This window comes from Serratia sp. 22264, assembly GCF_052045345.1.
In the GTDB taxonomy this organism is placed as follows: Bacteria; Pseudomonadota; Gammaproteobacteria; order Enterobacterales; family Enterobacteriaceae; genus Serratia; species Serratia plymuthica.
Genome location: NZ_JBQEOY010000003.1, coordinates 264,667 through 283,220, shown reverse-complemented (window position 1 = coordinate 283,220; position 18,554 = coordinate 264,667). Strand labels below are relative to the sequence as shown.

Here is an 18,554-nt window from a genome sequence, read left to right as displayed (position 1 = left end):
AATTACTCTACGGTTTATAAAACTAAAGGCTATCATGACTAAAATTGACTATCTGATGCGTTTACGTAAATGCACCACGATTGACACTCTGGAACGCGTTATTGAAAAAAATAAGTATGAGCTTTCGGATGACGAACTAGAGCTGTTCTACTCTGCAGCGGACCACCGTTTGGCCGAGCTCACCATGAATAAGCTGTACGATAAAATCCCCGTTGCCGTTTGGAAATTCGTACGATAATCCAGGTGATAAATGCGTTGAGCCGATACCTTTATCGGCTTCAATGTTTACGGCAACCGCGCATTTATCTTATTGACTTACAGTGATTTTCATTCACTGCCGAAATCCCGCAATATAGTCGGAAGCCACCCTCAATAATAGCCACTGTCAATTCCCCTCCCCCTATTATCCCGCCAGAAAATCCATCGGATAACGGCGGCGCACCAGCAGAAAAACCGGCACGCCAAACAGTACGCAGGCTACAACATGCGGCGCAGAATCGCATTCTTTTCAAAGTAGTGATGCTTTATCACCGCAGCCACGTGGAGCACAATCATTCCCGCCAGTGCCACACATGAACAGCGATGTATGACAAAAAAGAATCTGTTCACCTCCAGGCTGTCCACCGGCCGGGGGAAATCTATAACGCCAAAGACCTGAAATCCCTTTTCCAACATTAAAAAACCGCTGATCAATACCACGAAAATAAGCAGGTAGAATACCTCGTGCAGCAAATGCACCAGCCCCTTCCCATGCCCTTTCAGCATTTCGCCATAGGGGACCGAGGGTCTGAAAAAACGCCAGAGAAAGCGTGCCATCATCAGCGGCGTCAGCACCAGGGCCAACGACATATTGGTCTCCGAGAAAAAGGTAAATATCCGCTCATTCGGCATAAAATGCAGTGAATATCCGACAATCATGACGTAAAACATCGCGACGGCAATGATCCAATGCAATAGGCGGCTGAAGAGATCGTAACGAGTGCGGATGCCAATCGTTTCAGTTTGATGTTGCATAAAACCCTCTTAAAAGCGGCCACTGCTGGCCGCTGAATATTCTGTTCGTTATCGGATCGCTTACTTCTTCACAACCCACGCGTCCTGCCAGTTGGAACCCACACCCGGCTCATAATGGTTTGATGCGCTGTTCCACTGCATGCAGTAGCCGCTGTACGGGAATGGCTTACATTCGTAAACCTTGCCATCTTTCGGCTGCAACACGGTGGTGCCGGCGGTGTATTTGCTCAGGTCGTTCGGGAAGACGAAGTTATATTCTCCGGCGCCGCCGGTAGACTCGGCTTCAAGATTGAAGTTCTCAACGTCAGGCTGAATGCTATGTCCCTTATCGTTAGTCGCAATCACCTTCAACATATGGTGACCTTCACTGACGTTGTTCAGATCCATGCTCAACGGCTGGCTGGCGTCATCTACGGTGGCTTTCAGGTAGCCTTTCTCGGTCTGATGATGATCGAACACGCGCGCTTCGACGGTCAGCTTGCCTTTCACCTCAGCGTTAAAGGTCAACTGGGATTTACCGTCTTTGATCTTGGTACTCGACAGCCCACTAATGCGGATTTCCTCGGTAACGGCCGGGGTTTCTTCCTCGTAGGAAATCACCACGCTCTTCAGCGTGCTGCCTTTCTTGGCGAAGACGTAGTTGTTACCGGCGATTGGGTTGACGTTGCCGTCTTTATCTTTAACACCGGCGCGCACGTCGGCGTGGGTGGCGTTAATTTTTTCCGCGAGCGCCTGACTCCAGCGATTTTTATCGGTCAGCGCTTCGCTGTTGATATCGAGTTCAACCTGCATGGCGATCACTTCGCCGGCATCACTGAAGAAACGGGCGATCGCCTTATCGCCAATCAACAGGTTTTTACCGTTTATCTGCCCTTGCAGTTGCTGGTTCCACTCGGAAACAATGCCGCCATCTTCAAAGTTAACGTCGACAGCCTGATAGAAGCTGTTTACCGTGTCGTTAATTTCCCACACGCCATAAATCACCTGGTAACCAGTTCTTTCCGGAACCACACATTGGTGAACTTCACGCTCTTTTGGCGCCGCGCCGTGGCCATCGACTTCACAGAAAGGCTCACTTTCGAAAGATTCACGCGACAGCGGCTTATTCACATCCCAGTTCTGTTTGGTGATGTAGTAACGCCAGTTGTTGGTTTTGTGCTTGGCGGTATGGTACCAAGTGAAAGCCTGTGGACCCGGCTTCATGGTATTCAGCGCCCAAATGTTGATGCCCTGACGGTCAAGTGGCTCAAAGCCCCCGACGCCGCCGCTGGCCAATTGGCCATCCCGAGGCTGGTCATTAGCCGGAAAACCAGAGATTTGCTCCACGCTCTGCGGTTCATACTGCGCCCGACCGCAGTCGGTGTTTGAACCCAGTTTGCATTTAAATGCGCGGCTCTCGGGGACTTCAATATAACCGTGTGACCATGCAGCGGAAGAGGCGGCAAGTGTTGCCATCATCAAGGCAATTTTTGATAATTTCATTATTACTCCAGTTAAACTGTTCGGCTTTCAACTGATAAAAGTCAAATAACTTTCAGTCGAATTATTTACTGTTCTAATAAACGCGGTAACTTTCCGCCCCAAGAGAATAAAACGAATAAATAAACCTGAGATACTTAGGTTGCCTTAACTTAATGCACATTAATGGCAGCAAATCCTTAGTAAATATGAATAATACTTAAAAAGAACCGGGGGCATTGAAACCATAATAAGCCGAAGATAAAATAACCAGCCACTCCCAATACCGAATATGAGAATAGCGTGTTTACTAAAAATATTGCTGCGTTAACGATATCCCTCGGACTGCTGTCCGGCTGTCAGCATTCTGCAGAACATAAAACCACACCGCCAACGGCCGAGCATCAGCTGGAACAACTGTCCTCACTGGTCGGAGCCAGCCAGTTTCTTCGGGAAAAATGCAGCCGCGCCGACATCCCGACCAATGATAAGTTGGCCGCAGCGGCATTGAACGAAGCAAATAAAAAAGGTTGGCCAAGCCAAGACGTGAATCAAACCCAATTACTCGATGCGGCCAAAGAGGTATTTGATCGGCTGAATGCCGACGCTACGCCCCTGGCGCAGAAATGCAGCAGCTTTAACCAGTCGCTGGCGCGTTTTCTTGAGCATACGCGCTAGCCGACAACCGGCTGGATAATCCCGTGGTAAAACACCCACGACCATCCGGCTATCGCCAGTCCTGGCCCGAACGGCAAGGGCTGCGAGCAGCTGCGGGAACGCATCACGCGCAGTAGCAGCAGCCAGATCAGGCTGCTGGAAGAACCGATAAGCAGGATAGGCGGCAGGGCTTCATATCCCCCCCACGCCCCCAACGCCGCCAGCAATTTAAAGTCGCCATACCCCAAGCCTTCACGCCCGGTCGATAACCGGAAACCCCAGTAAAGCAGCCAAAGGGTGAGATAGCCCGCTACCGCCCCGATTACCGCGGCGGGTAAAAATTGCGGCTGCGCGATGCTATGCCACAACAACCCGGCCCACAGCAATGACAGCGTCAAACAATCGGGTAATAGCTGCCGCTCCACATCGATAGCCGACAGTGCCAACAGTAATGAAAATAACGCCAACATGAAAAACCAGTCGATACCGACACCGATAAAACAGGCTATCGATATGCCGGCCAGCATGGTAACTAATTCCACCAGCGGATAACGCGAGGAAATATCCTCCCGGCAGTGGCGGCAACGCCCGCGCAATATCAACCAACTCAGCAGTGGAATATTATCATAGGGTTTTATTCTCTCTAAACAATGCGGACACGTTGACCCTGGCAGAAAAAAATTAAATACATCAGGATGACGGCCATTAACCCTTTCATCCTCTTCACGCTCAAGCATCTTGGGCAGCCGGTAAATTACCACATTAATAAAACTGCCCAAACAAAGGCTCAGCACTGCGCTGAATAATAGCCAGCAGTCACTGGCCATATTTTCAATGACGGATAACATATTTCCCTCTGAATGAATAAAACCGGGATCGCTTATAAAATGGCTTGCTGCGCCGCCACCAACAGTTGGCTGACCTTCACCACGCCCTGATCCTGTTCGCTGCGTTCGACGGCAAGTTGCACCACCCGAATCCCTTGCTCGCGCTGCAATTCAGCCAGCCAGATCGTTAAACGCGCGAACGGGATGGAGACTAACGTCATCCGCACGCCTTCTTCGCTTTCTTCCCAGGCCGTAACGGGAATTTGATTTTCTTGCGCGCTCTGCCGCAGGCGTTCCTGCAGTAGCGCAGAGGGGGCGACATCAGGAGGTAATCGCGATTGCAACCGGGCGACGTTACCCATCTGCACATTCAGCGCCTCCAACCGCTGCGTATTTTTTTTCACCTGATGAAACTGATACAGATAATAACTGAAGGCCGCCAACAGCATCAGGCTCAACGCCACCGCCGCCTGCAGGCTTTTATCCGCTATTAAATCGGCTATCCGTGCTTTCATTGCTCTTCTCCAACCGTCAGGGTCACCAAATTATCCGAAGGCCCTTCCGTCATGGCGATGCTGATGCCATTGTCTTCGGTTGGTGGCACCAGTTGCGTATCCTCTTTTAACAGGGTGATAACCAGCTCATTTTTAGCGCCATCGAAAATTAACGAGTGCAGTTGCGGCTGCTCCCACAGAGACAGCGCCTCGGTGGCATAAGGCAACAGCTTAAACAGCTGAGGCTCCTTCAATATATTTTGCATCTGTCTGACTTTTTTTCTGGCCTCCTCAACGGGCGAAGCCGTTAGCGGCTGCCCCGGCGACAGATGCCGATATAAAGCGGCCATCTGCCTTTCGGCTTGCCCGGCCTTCAGTTGATGGTACAAACCGCAAACCAGCAACGAACAACTGACCAATAGCAACGCACAGGCGGTCTTTCCCGGAATAAACCGCGGCCATCTGAGAGCGGGTTTAAATTTCCCCTGCAGCAGGTTGCTCTTGCTGCGCCCGGCTTCGTTCGCCAATTGCCATAGCGGATCCCCTGCGGAGGATCCGCTCTCCCATGTCGAGGGCACACGGCCACCGGCGTGAATGCAAAGATCCGGCGTGACCGGAAGTTCGGTGTCCTCCCACGCGCACGGCAATTGCATGCCCTGCCATTTTCCCGTTCTTATCAACCATCGATCGGGCCAATAGGCCACGCTGCACTCTCCGGGCAGGGGCAATGCCAGCACGTCCGGGAGCATTTTATCGGCATGAAGGCCGCAGGCACGCAGCCGTTCGCACCAGGTTTGCATTTGCGTCAGCGTGACCCCGGCAATGCCGAAATTCATCTGCTCCTTGCCCAAGATTACCCAGTGCATCTGCTCCACGTCGGTCAGCAGTTCGCTTTCATGCTGGAACGCCAACGTCATCGGTGTCGCCAGCCTGGATTTCCCCTGAAACTGCGTGTGGCGCAGCACCACATGGCGCGCAGGAACCAGCACCACCACCTTGCTGTTCCGCGCCATAACCGCCAGCTCGGCACCCGCATTATCCAGATCGAGGCTGGCGGCAAAGACGCTTTGCGCTTCCCCCACCTTGCCCCAGCGCACATCGGCGACGGCGCCGTGCCCCAGAGCGATTAACAGAATATTGTCCGACATACTCTAGTGTTCTCCCCAGCCAAACTGGCGCCGAATGACCTTCGTGCCGGTACTGTTCCGTTGCAATGCGCTGACCAAGCGATACCTGCCGTCATCCAGTTTCACCCGCAGTTCCACAGTAAAGCGGTTGCCGGTAGTGACCAGTCCGTCAGCCAGGCCGCCGTCTTTCAGCTTACGCAGTTCGGGGTAGTTATCCGTGGTTAAAAAGTCCAATGAGTTCCAGCCAAGCTGCGGCCGACCGGCGATGATCGCCAGGAGTTGCTCGTTACCCAAAGCATTCAGCAACATCGCCCTGATCAGCGGCAACTGCCGCTCCGTGGCGGTATTGAGGTTAATTTGCAGCGTATTATCCGGTAAGGCGCAGACCAATGGCGCTATACGCAGGTACAGTTCAGGGTTTATGACGCCGATCTCCCGCAGTTCACTGACGTCTTCAATCAGATAGCCCGTTTCAGACGTGCCGCGTTGTGCGCTGATTTTCATAATAACAGCGTCGGCGATAGCGCCGGCCTGCGGCTCGTCAACGCCCAGATTGGTGAGCAACAGCATGAATATCCGCTTCTCTCTCGCTATTTTCGGCTTTTCGCCCCCAACGTCATCCACCGGGGATGACGTTGCGAGCGCATTCAAATTAAAACAGACATCGGCGCTGACGATACGCACTGAAACCTCTCCCTCTTCCGTGCGCATGGCCATATCTTCACGCGCCCATGCCTGCCCCAAACTCACCGAGACCTGCTTATCCAACGCCTGTTGCAACTGCCTTTTGGCATAGATTTCTCCGCCCAACAGCAGCCATTTGGCCCTTAATTGATCCTGCTGAAACTGCGCTCGCGTCAACGACCGCTGCCAGTAGCTATTGATATTCACCGCAATAATCGTCATCACCGACATCATTAACAAAACCATCAACAACGCCATTCCCCGCTGTTTATTCATGATTTTTCCTCAGGCGATAGCGGGACAATGCGCCGCACCACGCCGAAAGAACCTGTTTCGACGGTGATCTCGACTGCCTGAGGCAGCCAGGTGCTGGCATGCCATGCCGCTAACCATTCGCCTTGATAATAAAAACGCAGTTGGAACCGCAACACGTCCGACAACAACGCCACACTGCGCGCGGCAGACAGCGGGCTGTTCAGGGCTGGGGAGCTCAGGCGGTCCAATTTCCCCTTCTGAAACCGATATTCCACCCGCTCCAGCGTCGAACGCGGCAGCCTGGCACCGGGGTTATGCCAGTAATTTCTGATCATCGTGACCCGATAGCCGCCATCCCCCTCCGCAGCCCCGCGCGCCATAAACTCCGGTATGCCGGTTTGACCGGCCAAACCGGCCGGCGTACGGGTGAGTGCATGGGTAAAGTCCCGTTCAATGAGGGTTAGCGCCCGTTGCAACTGAACCATTTGCGTCGATTTTCGCTGGGTGATCTCACTGTTTCTCAATACACCTTTGAAAATCATCATCGCCGTGAGCGACAGCAAAGAAAAAATAACGATGGCCAGCATCATTTCCACCAGAGTAAAACCGCGCTCCGCTTTCCTGTTCATGGCAACTCTCTGTAGGCCAACAGCCTGATCAAGGCGCCTGGTGCCTGCGGATCGCGCCGAACTTCCATTTCTATCGCCCGCATCCCGGCATCCGTGGTGTCTCTGCCGCGATAACGCCAATACCAGGTTTCATCCGCCATTTCCGTCGTCCCCTGACGCCATGCCTGCGTGGGCGGGACCCTATCAAGCTGCAATAAAGTCAATTGGTTATCCGCTACCCACAGGGCGATATTCTTCGCCTCGATGGCCCCCAGGCTTTGCACCTGCCCTCCGGTGGTTTTGATTAACGCCATGCAACCAATGGCGAATATCATCAGCGCAACCATCACCTCCAGCAGGGTCATACCTCGCTGCCGTTGATATTTAAGCTTCATCACAGTGGGCTTCTGTCGTTTCAAACGTAAAGAAACCGGTCGCGCTGAGTTGCCACTGGCATTTCCCCTGCTGCAATGTGACGGAAAACACGGTGGTTTCCCCGCCCGGATACAGCCAGACTTGCGGTTCCTCCTGCGGTGGCCACTCGCCTTTCAGCGAAACCGCCTGCCGTTCCAGGGCCAACGACAGTTCAACCCCGGCCGGTAACGGTGAGTCTATCGCCACCGCAGTTTTATCCTGCGGTCGACCGGCGGCGACAATACGCCACCCCTTGCGGCTGAACGCCACGCCATAGGTTGTTCCTTCACGCTCAGCCCGTTCCGCAACCTCATTCAACTGCCAGGCCAGTTGCTCACCCTGTCGTGCCAGTTGATTTTCAACTGCGGGAGAACGCAGCATCACCAGGCTGCAGGTGATGCCTAACAACAGCAGCACCAGCATAATTTCCAGCAGGGTAAAACCGCGTTCGCACCTCATCATTACTCTGCTTTATCCGCCGTTTTATCAGGCCAGTTACCGATGTCGTCATCAGTGTCGGCAATGCCATCCGGGCCGATGGAGAACACATCCAGCCTGCCGTGCTTGCCGGGGTTGCGCAGTTGATACGCATTGCCCCAGGGATCCTGCGGCAGGCGGCGGATATAACCGTCTTCAGGATAATTGCGGGGAACCGGCGCCACTTCAGGCTTGGCCAACAGCGCAGCCAACCCCTGCTCCGAACTGGGATAACGCCCATTGTCCAATTTGTACATATCCAGCGCATTCTCCAGGGCGACAATATCGCTGGTCGCCTTTTGCTTATCCGCTTTCTCTTTATTTCCCATCAGGCTGGGAATAGTCAAACTGGCCAATAACCCCAGAATCACAATCACCACCATAATTTCCAAAAGCGTAAAACCCTTTTGACGAAACTTGCGTACACGACTGCTCTTTCTCACTTTATTTTCCGTTAACATCTTTCTCATCCAATCATGTTATTGAGCTGCAATATTGGCTGCAGGATAGCCAAAATAATAAACAGCACCGAACTGGCCATCACTATCACCAATAAAGGTTCAAACAGCCCCAGAGCCAAGGTTATTTGCCGATTAAAGGCATCCTGTTGCATATTCGCCGCCCGCTCAAGCATCATTTCCAATTCACCGCTGCGCTCACCGGACATGATCATGTGCCGCATCATCGGCGAAAAAAGCGCGGTCCCCTCCAGAGACGGCGACAACCCTTCACCTTCACGCACCCGTTCCATCGCCGCCAGCAACCGCTGCCGGGCATGATCATTGCCCAACACGCTGGCGCTGATGCGCATCGCCTCCAGTAACGGCACCGCGCTGGCGTTCAAAATGCTCAACGTTTTGGCATAGCGCGCCGTATTCACGCCCAGGGTCAACTTGCCGATAACCGGCAGCCGCAGGATAAAAGCATGCCACCGGGTACGCCTGGCCGGCATCTTCAGGCGATAGCGAAACAAACCGACGCCCGCCAGCAACAGCATCAGCGCTGCCGGCCCCCATTGTCGGATGGCGTCACTGGCACCGATCAGCAGCCGGGTGGACAACGGCAAGGCCTGTTTCATATGAATAAATTGCTCGATGACTTTAGGCACCACCGCAGTAAGCAAAATGGCCACTACCCCGATCGCCACCACCGTCAGCACCATTGGGTACACCAATGCCTGAGTGATCTTGTTTTTCATTTGCTGACGCTGTTCGACATAGTCGGCCAAACGCTCCAGCACCGGCGCAAGATGGCCGGAGATTTCGCCGGCTGTCACCATGGCGCAGTACAGGCGATCAAAAATAAGCGGGTATTGCCCTAGGGCATGCGCCAGGGAAAACCCCTCCAGGATCCGCAGGCGTACCTGCGTCAGCACCGCCTGCAAGCCTTTCTTTTCCGTTTGTCGCGCCACCGCCATCAGCGCTTCTTCTAGCGGCAACGCGGCGGACATCAACGTCGCCAACTGACGGGTCAACAACGCCAGATCGCTGCTCGTGACGCCGGAGGTCAGCCTGAATCCAGCCAGCTTGTTGAAACTGCGCGTTTTTTTGGCTTTAACCGCCAGCACCTGCCATCCTTTTTCACGCAACAGGTCACGGGCATGGCGCAAGGAATCTGCCTCGAGCGCACCGCGTCGGGCACGCCCTTGCCTGTCGCAGGCATGATAATCAAACCTCATCGCCATCCCCTTCGCGGGTCACTCTCAGCACCTCTTCCAGGCTGGTCTCGCCGGCGCTCATTTTGGCGATCCCATCCTGACGTAAAGACTGATAGCGCGAGGCCGCCAGCCGCATGATGTCGATCTCGCTGTCTCCGCGGTGGATCGCCAGCCGCATGGGCTCATCCAGCACCAGCAGCTCATGCAACCCGATACGACCAAGGTAGCCCTGCCCACTGCAGGCGTTACAGCCTAGAGGTCGCCAGCAAGTGACGCCCTGATCCACAGGCAGACCAAACGCCCGCCGTTGCCGATCAGACAGGGCGTAGGGTTCGCGGCACTGCGGACACAGCCGCCGCACCAGACGCTGCGCCAACACGCCGCTAAGCGAACTGGACAGCAAGAATGGCTCAACCCCCATATCTCGCAGGCGGGTAATGGCGCCGATCGCCGTATTGGTGTGCAACGTGGACAGCACCAGGTGCCCGGTCAGCGAAGCCTGAACCGCAATCTGCGCCGTTTCGCCGTCGCGGATCTCACCGATCAGCACCACATCGGGATCTTGGCGCAGCAACGCACGCAGCCCGCGGGCGAAGGTCATGTCCACCTTCGGATTCACCTGAGTCTGCGCAATGCCGCTCAACTCGTACTCGACCGGATCTTCAATGGTCATGATGTTGCGGTTTTCGTCGTTAATCTGGTTCAGCAAGGTATAGAGCGTGGTGCTCTTGCCGGAGCCGGTCGGCCCGGTAACCAGGATGATGCCGTGTGGCTGCTGAATCAGACGCATAAGCGCCTGTTGACGCTCCTGCGTCATCCCCAAACTGGGCAGATCCAGCCTGACGCTATTTTTGTCCAGCAGGCGCATAACCACCCGTTCGCCGTGGCTGGCCGGCATCACCGATACGCGCACGTCGATCGCCCGTCCACCGACCTTCAACGTCATGCGTCCATCCTGCGGCACCCGTTTTTCAGCGATGTCCAGTTTCGACATCACTTTGATGCGCGACACCAGCAGCGCGGCCAATTTGCGCTGTGGCGCCAGAATGCGTTGCAGCGCACCGTCAATGCGAAAACGGATCACCAATTCGCTTTCGTAGGTTTCGATATGGATGTCTGAGGCACGGGCTTTGATTGCCTCGCTCAGCATGGCGTTGATCAGGCGGATGATTGGCGCATCGTTCTGCTCATCCAGCAGGTCCTGTTGCTCCGGCAGCTCTTCCGCCAGCGTGTAAAAGTCCAGCTCGCCACCCAGATCGTCGATCATCTTCTGCGCATGACCGGCCTCCTGCTGGTAATACGCCACCAGCTTTTGTTCAAAGATTTCAGGCTCCAACCGCACCAACATCGGCTCGCCCGGCAAACAGCGGTATGCTTCCATCAGCGCGGCCTGAGCCGTTTTCTGATGGCAATACAGCAGTGTGTCGCTCTGTTCGGCGACGGCGAGCACGCCGTGCTGGCGCGCCCAGGCAAAAGGCAACAGGTGGCCTGAGGGGTTCGGCGTCATGGTTTTCCCTCTTGGCCATAGAACGCATTGACCTGCGAAATGACGCGGAGAAACGCTTGATTGTCACCCACGGTTTGGCCGGAGGAGATTTCCTCGCGCAACGCCGTTTTCAGCTCGATATCTTCCCGCTGCTCAACATCAAATTTGCCGACTTTACGTTGGCTCTGCTGAGAGAATCCTTCGGTCGTCCGGATGATGGTCGGGCGGATGAACAGCATTAAATTGCGCTTGCTCTCTTTCACCGACGTAGAACGGAACAGCGCGCCCAATACCGGAATTTTCCCCAACAGCGGAACGCTGCTTTCCACCTCTGAATTGGTTTTATCCAGCAGACCGCCAACCACCACCGTTTCGCCGCTGTCGACCAACACGGTGTTGTTTACCGTACGGATATTAAAAGTGGCGCCCAGGGAATCGGCGGAGACCTGCGTATTGTCGGCAACGCTGGAGACTTCCTGCTCAATCTGCATCAGGACCGATTGGCCCTTGTTAATCTGCGGTTTGACCTTGAGTTTTATCCCCACGGTTTTACGCGAGACGGTATTGAAAACGTTATCGCTGTTGGTGGTTTGCGAGCCGGTCAAAATAGGCACATCCTGGCCTACGCTGAATTCCGCTTCGGCGTTATCCAGGGTGACAATGCTCGGCGTAGCCAGAATATTATTTTGATTATTGCTGGCGATGGCGGATAGCAATACTCCCCAGTTTCCGCTGTAAAAGCCGGTCATCAAACCACTGGCCTTGTTGAAAGCCTCGAGCATGCCACCGTCAAAACCCGATGAAACGCCAGGTACATTGCCGCCAAACTGTGTGCCACCGCCGTATTTATTGGCCCACTGGACGCCGATATTCAGCCCCTGGCCATCCTGCACTTCGACAATCACCGCCTCAACCAGTACCTGAGCACGGCGGACATCCAGCTTGGTCACCACCTCTTCCAGGTCGCGCATCACATCCGGCGCAGCGGTGATGATCAACGCATTGGTTTGCTCATCGGCTTTGATCACCACATTTTTCAACAAGGCTACATTGGTTGCCGCGCCCTCTTTTTCATTTTGCAGGCCTGAGCTAATCCCCGTCAGCACCTCGACCAGGCTCTGCGCCTTGGCGTATTTCAGTTGAATGACTTGGGTATTGCCTTGATTGACGCTCTTGTTATCCAGCCGATAAATCATGTCCTTAACATATTCGCGGATCCGATCGTCGCCGGTAATCATCACAGTATTGGTTCTTTCATCCGCGACCAGTCGCAGCGTCGCAGCACCCGCCATCCGCTGCTTGCCCTCTTCGCGGAACAGCGCATTGACCATACGCACAATCTCGGCCGCCGCCGCATGCTTCAGCGCAAGCGTTTCTATCTGATTGCTGTCGTCCTGATCCATCTCCCGAACAATATCGATCAACCCATTCACTACCGCGGCTCTGCCGGTTATCAACAACGCGTTGCCCTGTTCATAGTGCGCCACGCTGCCTACGCCCACGCTGTCATTCAGTTGACGTAATAATGGGGAAATATCCTTGGCCGCGATATTGCGCAAAGGAACAATACGCATTACAACCTCATCCCCTTCCCCAATCAGCTCACCGCCGGCCTGCGACAAAGCGGCTCTTTTCCCGTCTTTCGCCACAATGACTTTAAGCACGTTATTTGGCATACCAATGACGGTATATCCGTACACGTCCAGCACGTTCAGGAAGAATTGATAATATTGTTTATCGTTAAGCTGCTCATAGCTACGTACGGTGACTTTTCCTTTCACCGCCGGATCAATAATGATCGTTTTGCCCAGGTTTTTACTGACCGTGTTGATAAATTCCTGAATATCCGTACCTTTGAAATTGGCAGAGAATGACGCTGCATGCGTTATCCCGGGGGTAACCGCCAACATTGATACCACCACCAGTTCCCGCCAGGGAAGGCGAGCCAGTTGATGGCCAAAATGGTAAAAAAGATGCGTAATCACAATGTAGCCTTATGACCTTAAAAAGTTCCAATTCTAAAAAGAAAGCACACCTAGTCTTTTAAAATCATCAAGGCGTAGTATCCATTCTCGTCAAGCAATATCTTGTCTTGCAGTATCCGTAATACGACGACATTACTGTTAGCAATGCGATCGCCCATACCATAACTGGCCTGTTTGCCGGAGCGTTCTATTATCGCCAGGCTGTGTTTGGGGTTATCGCTAAACAGCAAGCCGGTAACTTTGCCCGCCAGACGCGTTTCAGGGGCATTGTTGATAGCATCGTCGCTTATGCCCTGCGAGCTAATCTTATAGCTCACGCCGTTATTCCTCTCTCCCCGACTTTCCCCATAGCGGCCAAAAAAATCAGCATTGTTGATTTTTTCTATATCATCTTTCGCAGGGAAACCAACATAACGTCCCCTTTCAGGCACGAAGTTACGCTGCGACGATACATCTGCCTGATCGAAACGATAAATTTTCCAAAGCTGAGAGAAAATAAACACCGCATTCGCCAGAAAGAAAAATGAAATAAAAAAAACAATAAACCTTTTACTCACTTAGGCCTCGGGGTAATCAGATAAATTGGCGGCACGTTTTCATCAGGCGCTAAGCAGACACACCCACAAACATCGCCACCGAAAACAGCAGAGTCAACGTCAGTGCAATTTTGTAGTTAATGGTTTCCAAAATGCCCTTCTTCCCTTTTTTACTTTCCGCCAGTTTTTTATTTTCAGACCCAGCACCCACAGTGGTTACCCGCTCGCAGGCCTGAAAACTTAGCATGACGCCAAATCGGGGAATGGTTTTAATCACCTGACCAGGGATGCCGTGCCGCGACAACAACGATCGACATTGAAATATAATTTGATGATAATTGTTATCGCTGATGGTTTCATGATTGCAAAACCATACTGCGCGAATGATATCATTCTTTTTATATATACCACTAAGCAGACAGAGAATAAACCGACGTTGCAGTTCCGTCATTTCAATGATGATATTCTCTCTTTTGAAAAACAATGTTTTATTATTGTTATCTAATACAACCGACTCATTTTCCATCAGGGTGTCATTCAGAGCAATGTCATGTACGTCCATATTTCACCTATTGGCTATAAGAATAATAATCAGGTATTTTTTTGCATTCCAGCCCCCAAACACCCCTGTTCAAGGAAGAAGCAAAAGAATAGCGCAATTAAATATGCCATCTAATAAAACATGAACAACAATGAATGGCAACAGCATCCAAATGCAATATATAAGATAAAATTAATAATATTTAGAAAAACAGATTAAAACAAAAATAATAAATAAAAACAACAAGTTACATTAAAATATAAAATGAATAAAATAACATATATAAAAATATATATCATTTCTCATAATTATAGACATCCTGATATGGGGTGGGAGTCAGGAATAGAGGAGCTAAGCCTGACTATAACACTAAAGGAGAAAAACAGTAGTTAATTAATAATTTCTATCGTTACTATGCTCTCACACCATAGACTATGATTTTACATTACAAATAAACATCGGGGTATAAACGTTACTAAACATCAGAGTGTCCTTATCAAGATAATTGATATGGTAGAAGTTAGATTCACTATTAAAAAAATAGGAGTACACCTCAGAGGGTAAGGTATCTCTTGCCGAACGTTGTTCATTGCCATATTTAAATTTATAAAAATCATCTTGTGCAACATACGTGAAATTAACATTGCGACTCACAAAAAAACGTTTATCTCCACTGCTCGCCACGCCATTCAGAGTCATAATGCCCTTATTGCTTGTAAAAAAAACGTAGTGCATTTTTAAAATGAGGCGAATATCCATAGGTACGCTGACATTATCCAAATCATTGGCGTAAGTGAACTTCGCATTAGCTTCGCAGGCAATGCCCTTTAAATCCTGATGAGAATGGGTGAGATAATATATGCTACTGCCAAAAATAATGCACAGAACAATGAGTATCATCGACAGTACGGTTAACTTTTTTTCCATGCGCGGATATACTCGCTTTCACAATGATGATAAAAATGATCGCTGTTCATTACACATTTTGCGATAAACTGACGGCCACTGTCTTCTGTGGTATTAAGAGAGTGATTGAGCCGTGTAATAATCACTTCATCCTTACCACATCGATTGCCATAAAGATCCTTTTCGGCCAAAAACTGCAGGTAGCGATCCGTTTTTTTATCGAGATACCTTCCAGAGTAATAAATCGGGCAACCTTTGACCACACCAAGATAAGAGATAAACGGGCGTTTCTCATTTTCACGGTAATGCTGATAATAAAAAAACAAGAAAACCAGGATGGCAAGCGGCAATGCAATTGATAAGGTACGAAGTAACGTAATCAGATAATAATGATGTGCATATGGTCTTTGGCTACCACTGGCGTCAGACATTAACGGGGGGGCGTCTTCCGGCGATTGGCTGGGGGGGGCAATGTCCAAGATTTTAATTAAAATGGTTTTATTAATTCTATAACCTGTTTTAGCCACCGTGATGATCAAGCGATCGCTGAATCCTACGGAAAGCAATGCCCGGCGAGTCAGGCTAATATATTGGTTCAGAGTTGCGGAGGATACACTCAGACTTTGCTCACCCCAAACCTGCTTAAAAATATCCTCTCTGCTTACCGGCTTCACGCCATGCTCAAGCAAGCATTTGAACACTCTGACATTCAGGCTCGATAAAAATACTTCATTACCATTTCTCATGCTCTTTAAAGAGCCGTTCTCGGTATTAAAGGCAACCTTGTTATCAATGATATAAATCATGTTACAGCCTAATCTGATGCCTGATTATTGTCCAAAACGCCGTACCGACCCACTATAGTCAATAGTAAAATTATTGCCTGACAACACCAGAAATTAACAATATTTTAACCACAACATCGACACCCCGCAACATCAAGGTAATTCTCATCCTATTCAGGTATCGCTGAAAAAGAAAAAGCATCGAGACCAACATTCTTGAGACATCATATTATTTTTTAGGTGAAGATCTGATCGGATGACTGATTATAACGTCTATTTATCGAGCAGACAGGCTAAACGACGATAGACAAAAATAGTTCGTAAGCGGTAGGGGAGGAAAAGGCGGAAGCTGAAATTGGTGGAGGCCCTGCCAGCTACATCCCGGCACACACGTCACCTGCTACGGCTGCTTCCTTCCGGATCTGACCGAGTTCACAAGTTAGTGTTGCGGGAGAACCAACAGGGCCCCCATTGACGGCTTCTATGACTGCGAAGCGGTGGGCATTATCGGCGATGACCAGCCAAATAGCAAGCCAACCGGGGCTAACCGCTGTTTTCTTACCCACCCTGGCTATGGCACACTTGCATCCTTGGTTTTTTGCCGCAGCAGGAAAACATAAATGGAACCAGAGGACGCCACATTCAGCCAGCGCGTGTTCCACGTGATAGCCGCCATTCCCTATGGCAAGGTCACGACCTATGGCGAGGTAGCGCGGCTGGCGGGCTCACCGCGTGCCGCACGTCAGGTCGGCGGCGTACTGAGGCGTCTGCCGGAAGGCAGCAGCCTGCCCTGGCACCGGGTGATTAACCGTCACGGCCAAATTTCGCAGCAGGGGGAGGACTTTCAACGTCAGCGCCAGGCGCTGCTGAGTGAGGGAATCATCTTCGGGGCGCACAGCACGGTCGATCTGCTGATTTATGGCTGGCGCTGGTAGCAAAAAACAGCCTTTGGCCGGAGCGCAAAGGCTGTTGATTTCTTACTGCTTCAGGTTTTCCGGCTTACGGCATGGCTGTTGGCGTTGCCTGAACCGCAATGCCTTGCACCGGAACCAACTGCAGGTCGGCACGGGTGCCGTTGCGGTTCACGACTTCCTGGATAGTATCGGTGATAAAGGTCATCCGGCCGTTTACCGTAATGGCCGCGCTCAGGATAATGCGCGCATTAGGCTGAATATCTGCCGGGTTGTAAGGCAGGACAAAATTAAACGGCGCCTGCTTGCCTTCAGTGCGAACCGCACGCTGGGCAATCACTTTCGACGGCGCATCCGCCAATGAGGCATCAGAGAGCGTAACCGTCAGTACGGCATCCGGTGGCAGCGCAATGCGCTGGCGAATGTTAACCGAACCAGTTACCGCCGGGCCCTGAATCTGCGTTTGCGCAATCGCTGGGTTTCCCGCTGCCGGCACAGGCACATTGGCGCTCTTTTGAGCACAACCCGCCAGGGTGATCGTCAATGCTGCTGCTCCACCTACGATTTGCCAGAGTTTCATGGATCGGTCTCCTTTTTTATTATCAATAGCTTGGTGGCTTTCACCACCCCACTCATTAAACTTAGCACAAAATACTGAAAAATCCATTTAGCACTGCCTATTAATCACTTAGCCTTCTAATAACGCTCAGTATTCAGGCAATTTTTCCTGTGCCTTAACGCAACATATTGACGTCTTGCCGTGATATTCCGCACACTGCGCAAAATGATTATTAAAAAGGTAGTAACTTTATGAGCCAGGCACTGCAAAACCTCCTCGATCTGCTGGATCTGGAGAAAATCGAAGAAGGGCTATTCCGCGGACAAAGTGAAGATCTGGGTCTACGTCAGGTATTCGGCGGCCAGGTGGTCGGTCAGGCGTTGTATGCCGCCAAACAAACCGTGCCAGCAGAACGCAGTGTGCACTCGTTCCACAGCTATTTTTTGCGCCCGGGCGACAGCAGCAAGCCGATTATTTATGACGTAGAAATCCTGCGCGACGGCAATAGCTTCAGCGCCCGTCGCGTCAGCGCCATTCAGCACGGTAAACCGATCTTCTACATGACCGCCTCTTTCCAAAGCCCGGAAGCGGGGTTTGAACACCAGAACACCATGCCGGACGTGCCGCCGCCAGAAGGGCTGATGTCCGAATCAGACATTGCCCAAAAGTTGGCGCATATGCTGCCGGATAAGGTGCGTGAAAAGTTTATCGGCCAAAAGCCGATTGAAATGCGCCCGGTCAAATTCCACAACCCGCTGAAAGGCACGGTGGAAGAACCGCACCGTTACGTGTGGTTCCGCGCCAACGGCACCATGCCGGACGATCAGCGTATCCATCAATATCTGCTGGGCTATGCGTCAGACTTCAATTTCCTGCCGACAGCACTGCAACCGCACGGCGTCGGTTTCCTTGAGCCGGGCATGCAGGTGGCGACCATCGATCATTCGATGTGGTTCCACCGGCCGTTCCGCATGGACGACTGGTTGCTGTACGTAGTGGAAAGCTCCTCAGCTTCTGGTGCGCGCGGCTTTGTGCGCGGCCAGTTCTACACCCGTGAAGGCGTACTGGTCGCCACTACGGTACAAGAAGGCGTGATTCGCCAGCGCGATGCCTAAATAAAGAAAAAGGGCGATGTCACCATCGCCCTTTTCGCATCATCATTATTTTTCGTGT

General features: G+C 51.8%; 22 protein-coding genes and 1 other RNA gene. 4 read left to right on the top strand and 19 right to left on the bottom strand.

Annotated elements, in window-relative coordinates; translation table 11 throughout:
• Positions 1–34: 34 nt before the first annotated feature.
• Positions 35–238 carry an HHA domain-containing protein gene (locus ACTJJ1_RS14760; RefSeq protein WP_006322256.1) on the top strand — a complete coding sequence of 68 codons (204 nt, stop codon included), beginning with the start codon at positions 35–37 and terminating at the stop codon, positions 236–238.
• Positions 239–477: 239 nt separating this feature from the next.
• On the opposite strand, the gene ACTJJ1_RS14755 is transcribed toward ACTJJ1_RS14760, so the two are convergent.
• Positions 478–1,014 (bottom strand): cytochrome b, encoded by a 537-nt coding sequence (locus ACTJJ1_RS14755; RefSeq protein ID WP_006323971.1) that lies wholly within the window; start codon positions 1,012–1,014, stop codon positions 478–480.
• A gap of 60 nt (positions 1,015–1,074) precedes the next feature.
• Positions 1,075–2,496 carry an N-acetylglucosamine-binding protein GbpA gene (gene gbpA / locus ACTJJ1_RS14750; protein WP_202291562.1) on the bottom strand — a complete coding sequence of 474 codons (1,422 nt, stop codon included), beginning with the start codon at positions 2,494–2,496 and terminating at the stop codon, positions 1,075–1,077.
• A 279-nt stretch (positions 2,497–2,775) separates the two neighbouring features.
• Here gbpA and gspS point away from each other — a divergent pair, with 279 nt between their 5' ends.
• Positions 2,776–3,150 (top strand): type II secretion system pilot lipoprotein GspS, encoded by a 375-nt coding sequence (gspS, locus tag ACTJJ1_RS14745; RefSeq protein WP_440834246.1) that lies wholly within the window; start codon positions 2,776–2,778, stop codon positions 3,148–3,150.
• Here gspS and ACTJJ1_RS14740 read toward each other — a convergent pair.
• The 16 genes from ACTJJ1_RS14740 to ffs all read right to left on the bottom strand — a co-directional run bounded on the left by ACTJJ1_RS14740 (position 3,147) and on the right by ffs (position 16,373).
• Positions 3,147–3,977 carry a prepilin peptidase gene (locus tag ACTJJ1_RS14740; protein WP_440834244.1) on the bottom strand — a complete coding sequence of 277 codons (831 nt, stop codon included), beginning with the start codon at positions 3,975–3,977 and terminating at the stop codon, positions 3,147–3,149. The genes gspS and ACTJJ1_RS14740 overlap by 4 nt on opposite strands.
• A gap of 32 nt (positions 3,978–4,009) precedes the next feature.
• On the bottom strand, positions 4,010–4,471 hold the full coding sequence (gspM, locus tag ACTJJ1_RS14735) for a type II secretion system protein GspM (protein ID WP_440834242.1): 462 nt from the start codon (positions 4,469–4,471) through the stop codon (positions 4,010–4,012).
• On the bottom strand, positions 4,468–5,598 hold the full coding sequence (gene gspL / locus ACTJJ1_RS14730; protein WP_440834241.1) for a type II secretion system protein GspL: 1,131 nt from the start codon (positions 5,596–5,598) through the stop codon (positions 4,468–4,470). The genes gspM and gspL overlap by 4 nt, the downstream gene beginning before the upstream one ends.
• Before the next feature lie 3 nt (positions 5,599–5,601).
• Entirely contained in the window at positions 5,602–6,537 is a 936-nt protein-coding gene (gene gspK, locus ACTJJ1_RS14725) for a type II secretion system minor pseudopilin GspK (RefSeq protein ID WP_062793137.1), read from the bottom strand.
• Positions 6,534–7,145, bottom strand: a complete 612-nt coding sequence (gene gspJ, locus ACTJJ1_RS14720; protein WP_208904690.1) for a type II secretion system minor pseudopilin GspJ — start codon at positions 7,143–7,145, stop codon at positions 6,534–6,536. Before gspJ ends, gspK begins: the two co-directional genes overlap by 4 nt.
• A complete protein-coding gene (gspI, locus tag ACTJJ1_RS14715) occupies positions 7,142–7,519 on the bottom strand; it encodes a type II secretion system minor pseudopilin GspI (RefSeq protein WP_171407178.1) in 378 nt (125 codons plus the stop codon). The genes gspJ and gspI overlap by 4 nt, the downstream gene beginning before the upstream one ends.
• Positions 7,509–8,000: a type II secretion system minor pseudopilin GspH gene (gene gspH / locus ACTJJ1_RS14710; protein ID WP_440834238.1), complete on the bottom strand. Its 492-nt coding sequence runs from the start codon at positions 7,998–8,000 to the stop codon at positions 7,509–7,511. The genes gspI and gspH overlap by 11 nt, the downstream gene beginning before the upstream one ends.
• Entirely contained in the window at positions 8,000–8,476 is a 477-nt protein-coding gene (gene gspG / locus ACTJJ1_RS14705) for a type II secretion system major pseudopilin GspG (RefSeq protein WP_202291554.1), read from the bottom strand. Before gspG ends, gspH begins: the two co-directional genes overlap by 1 nt.
• Positions 8,477–8,481: 5 nt before the next feature.
• The gene (gene gspF / locus ACTJJ1_RS14700; protein WP_440834236.1) at positions 8,482–9,693 is read right to left on the bottom strand and encodes a type II secretion system inner membrane protein GspF; all 1,212 of its coding nucleotides are present in this window, start codon (positions 9,691–9,693) and stop codon (positions 8,482–8,484) included.
• Complete coding sequence (gene gspE, locus ACTJJ1_RS14695; RefSeq protein ID WP_440834234.1) at positions 9,683–11,179, bottom strand: type II secretion system ATPase GspE; 1,497 nt, start codon at positions 11,177–11,179, stop codon at positions 9,683–9,685. The genes gspF and gspE overlap by 11 nt, the downstream gene beginning before the upstream one ends.
• Positions 11,176–13,068: a type II secretion system secretin GspD gene (gene gspD, locus ACTJJ1_RS14690; protein WP_440834406.1), complete on the bottom strand. Its 1,893-nt coding sequence runs from the start codon at positions 13,066–13,068 to the stop codon at positions 11,176–11,178. Before gspD ends, gspE begins: the two co-directional genes overlap by 4 nt.
• A 125-nt stretch (positions 13,069–13,193) precedes the next feature.
• The gene (locus tag ACTJJ1_RS14685) at positions 13,194–13,700 is read right to left on the bottom strand and encodes a type II secretion system protein N (RefSeq protein ID WP_440834232.1); all 507 of its coding nucleotides are present in this window, start codon (positions 13,698–13,700) and stop codon (positions 13,194–13,196) included.
• Positions 13,701–13,749: 49 nt separating this feature from the next.
• Positions 13,750–14,241: a winged helix-turn-helix domain-containing protein gene (locus tag ACTJJ1_RS14680; RefSeq protein ID WP_440834230.1), complete on the bottom strand. Its 492-nt coding sequence runs from the start codon at positions 14,239–14,241 to the stop codon at positions 13,750–13,752.
• A gap of 411 nt (positions 14,242–14,652) precedes the next feature.
• Complete coding sequence (locus ACTJJ1_RS14675; RefSeq protein ID WP_202291126.1) at positions 14,653–15,147, bottom strand: FidL-like protein; 495 nt, start codon at positions 15,145–15,147, stop codon at positions 14,653–14,655.
• On the bottom strand, positions 15,132–15,932 hold the full coding sequence (locus ACTJJ1_RS14670; RefSeq protein WP_440834228.1) for a winged helix-turn-helix domain-containing protein: 801 nt from the start codon (positions 15,930–15,932) through the stop codon (positions 15,132–15,134). The genes ACTJJ1_RS14675 and ACTJJ1_RS14670 overlap by 16 nt, the downstream gene beginning before the upstream one ends.
• Before the next feature lie 344 nt (positions 15,933–16,276).
• Positions 16,277–16,373: signal recognition particle sRNA small type (ffs, locus tag ACTJJ1_RS14665), an RNA gene on the bottom strand.
• Positions 16,374–16,531: 158 nt separating this feature from the next.
• Between ffs and ACTJJ1_RS14660 the strand changes: the two genes are divergently transcribed.
• Positions 16,532–16,846, top strand: coding sequence for an MGMT family protein (locus ACTJJ1_RS14660; RefSeq protein ID WP_004949344.1), 315 nt, complete (start codon positions 16,532–16,534; stop codon positions 16,844–16,846).
• 64 nt (positions 16,847–16,910) lie between these two features.
• Here ACTJJ1_RS14660 and ACTJJ1_RS14655 read toward each other — a convergent pair whose 3' ends face one another.
• Entirely contained in the window at positions 16,911–17,402 is a 492-nt protein-coding gene (locus ACTJJ1_RS14655; protein WP_004949342.1) for a YbaY family lipoprotein, read from the bottom strand.
• A gap of 230 nt (positions 17,403–17,632) precedes the next feature.
• On the opposite strand from ACTJJ1_RS14655, the gene tesB reads away from it, so the two are divergent.
• Positions 17,633–18,496, top strand: coding sequence for an acyl-CoA thioesterase II (tesB, locus tag ACTJJ1_RS14650; protein WP_004949340.1), 864 nt, complete (start codon positions 17,633–17,635; stop codon positions 18,494–18,496).
• Positions 18,497–18,554: the final 58 nt, after the last annotated feature.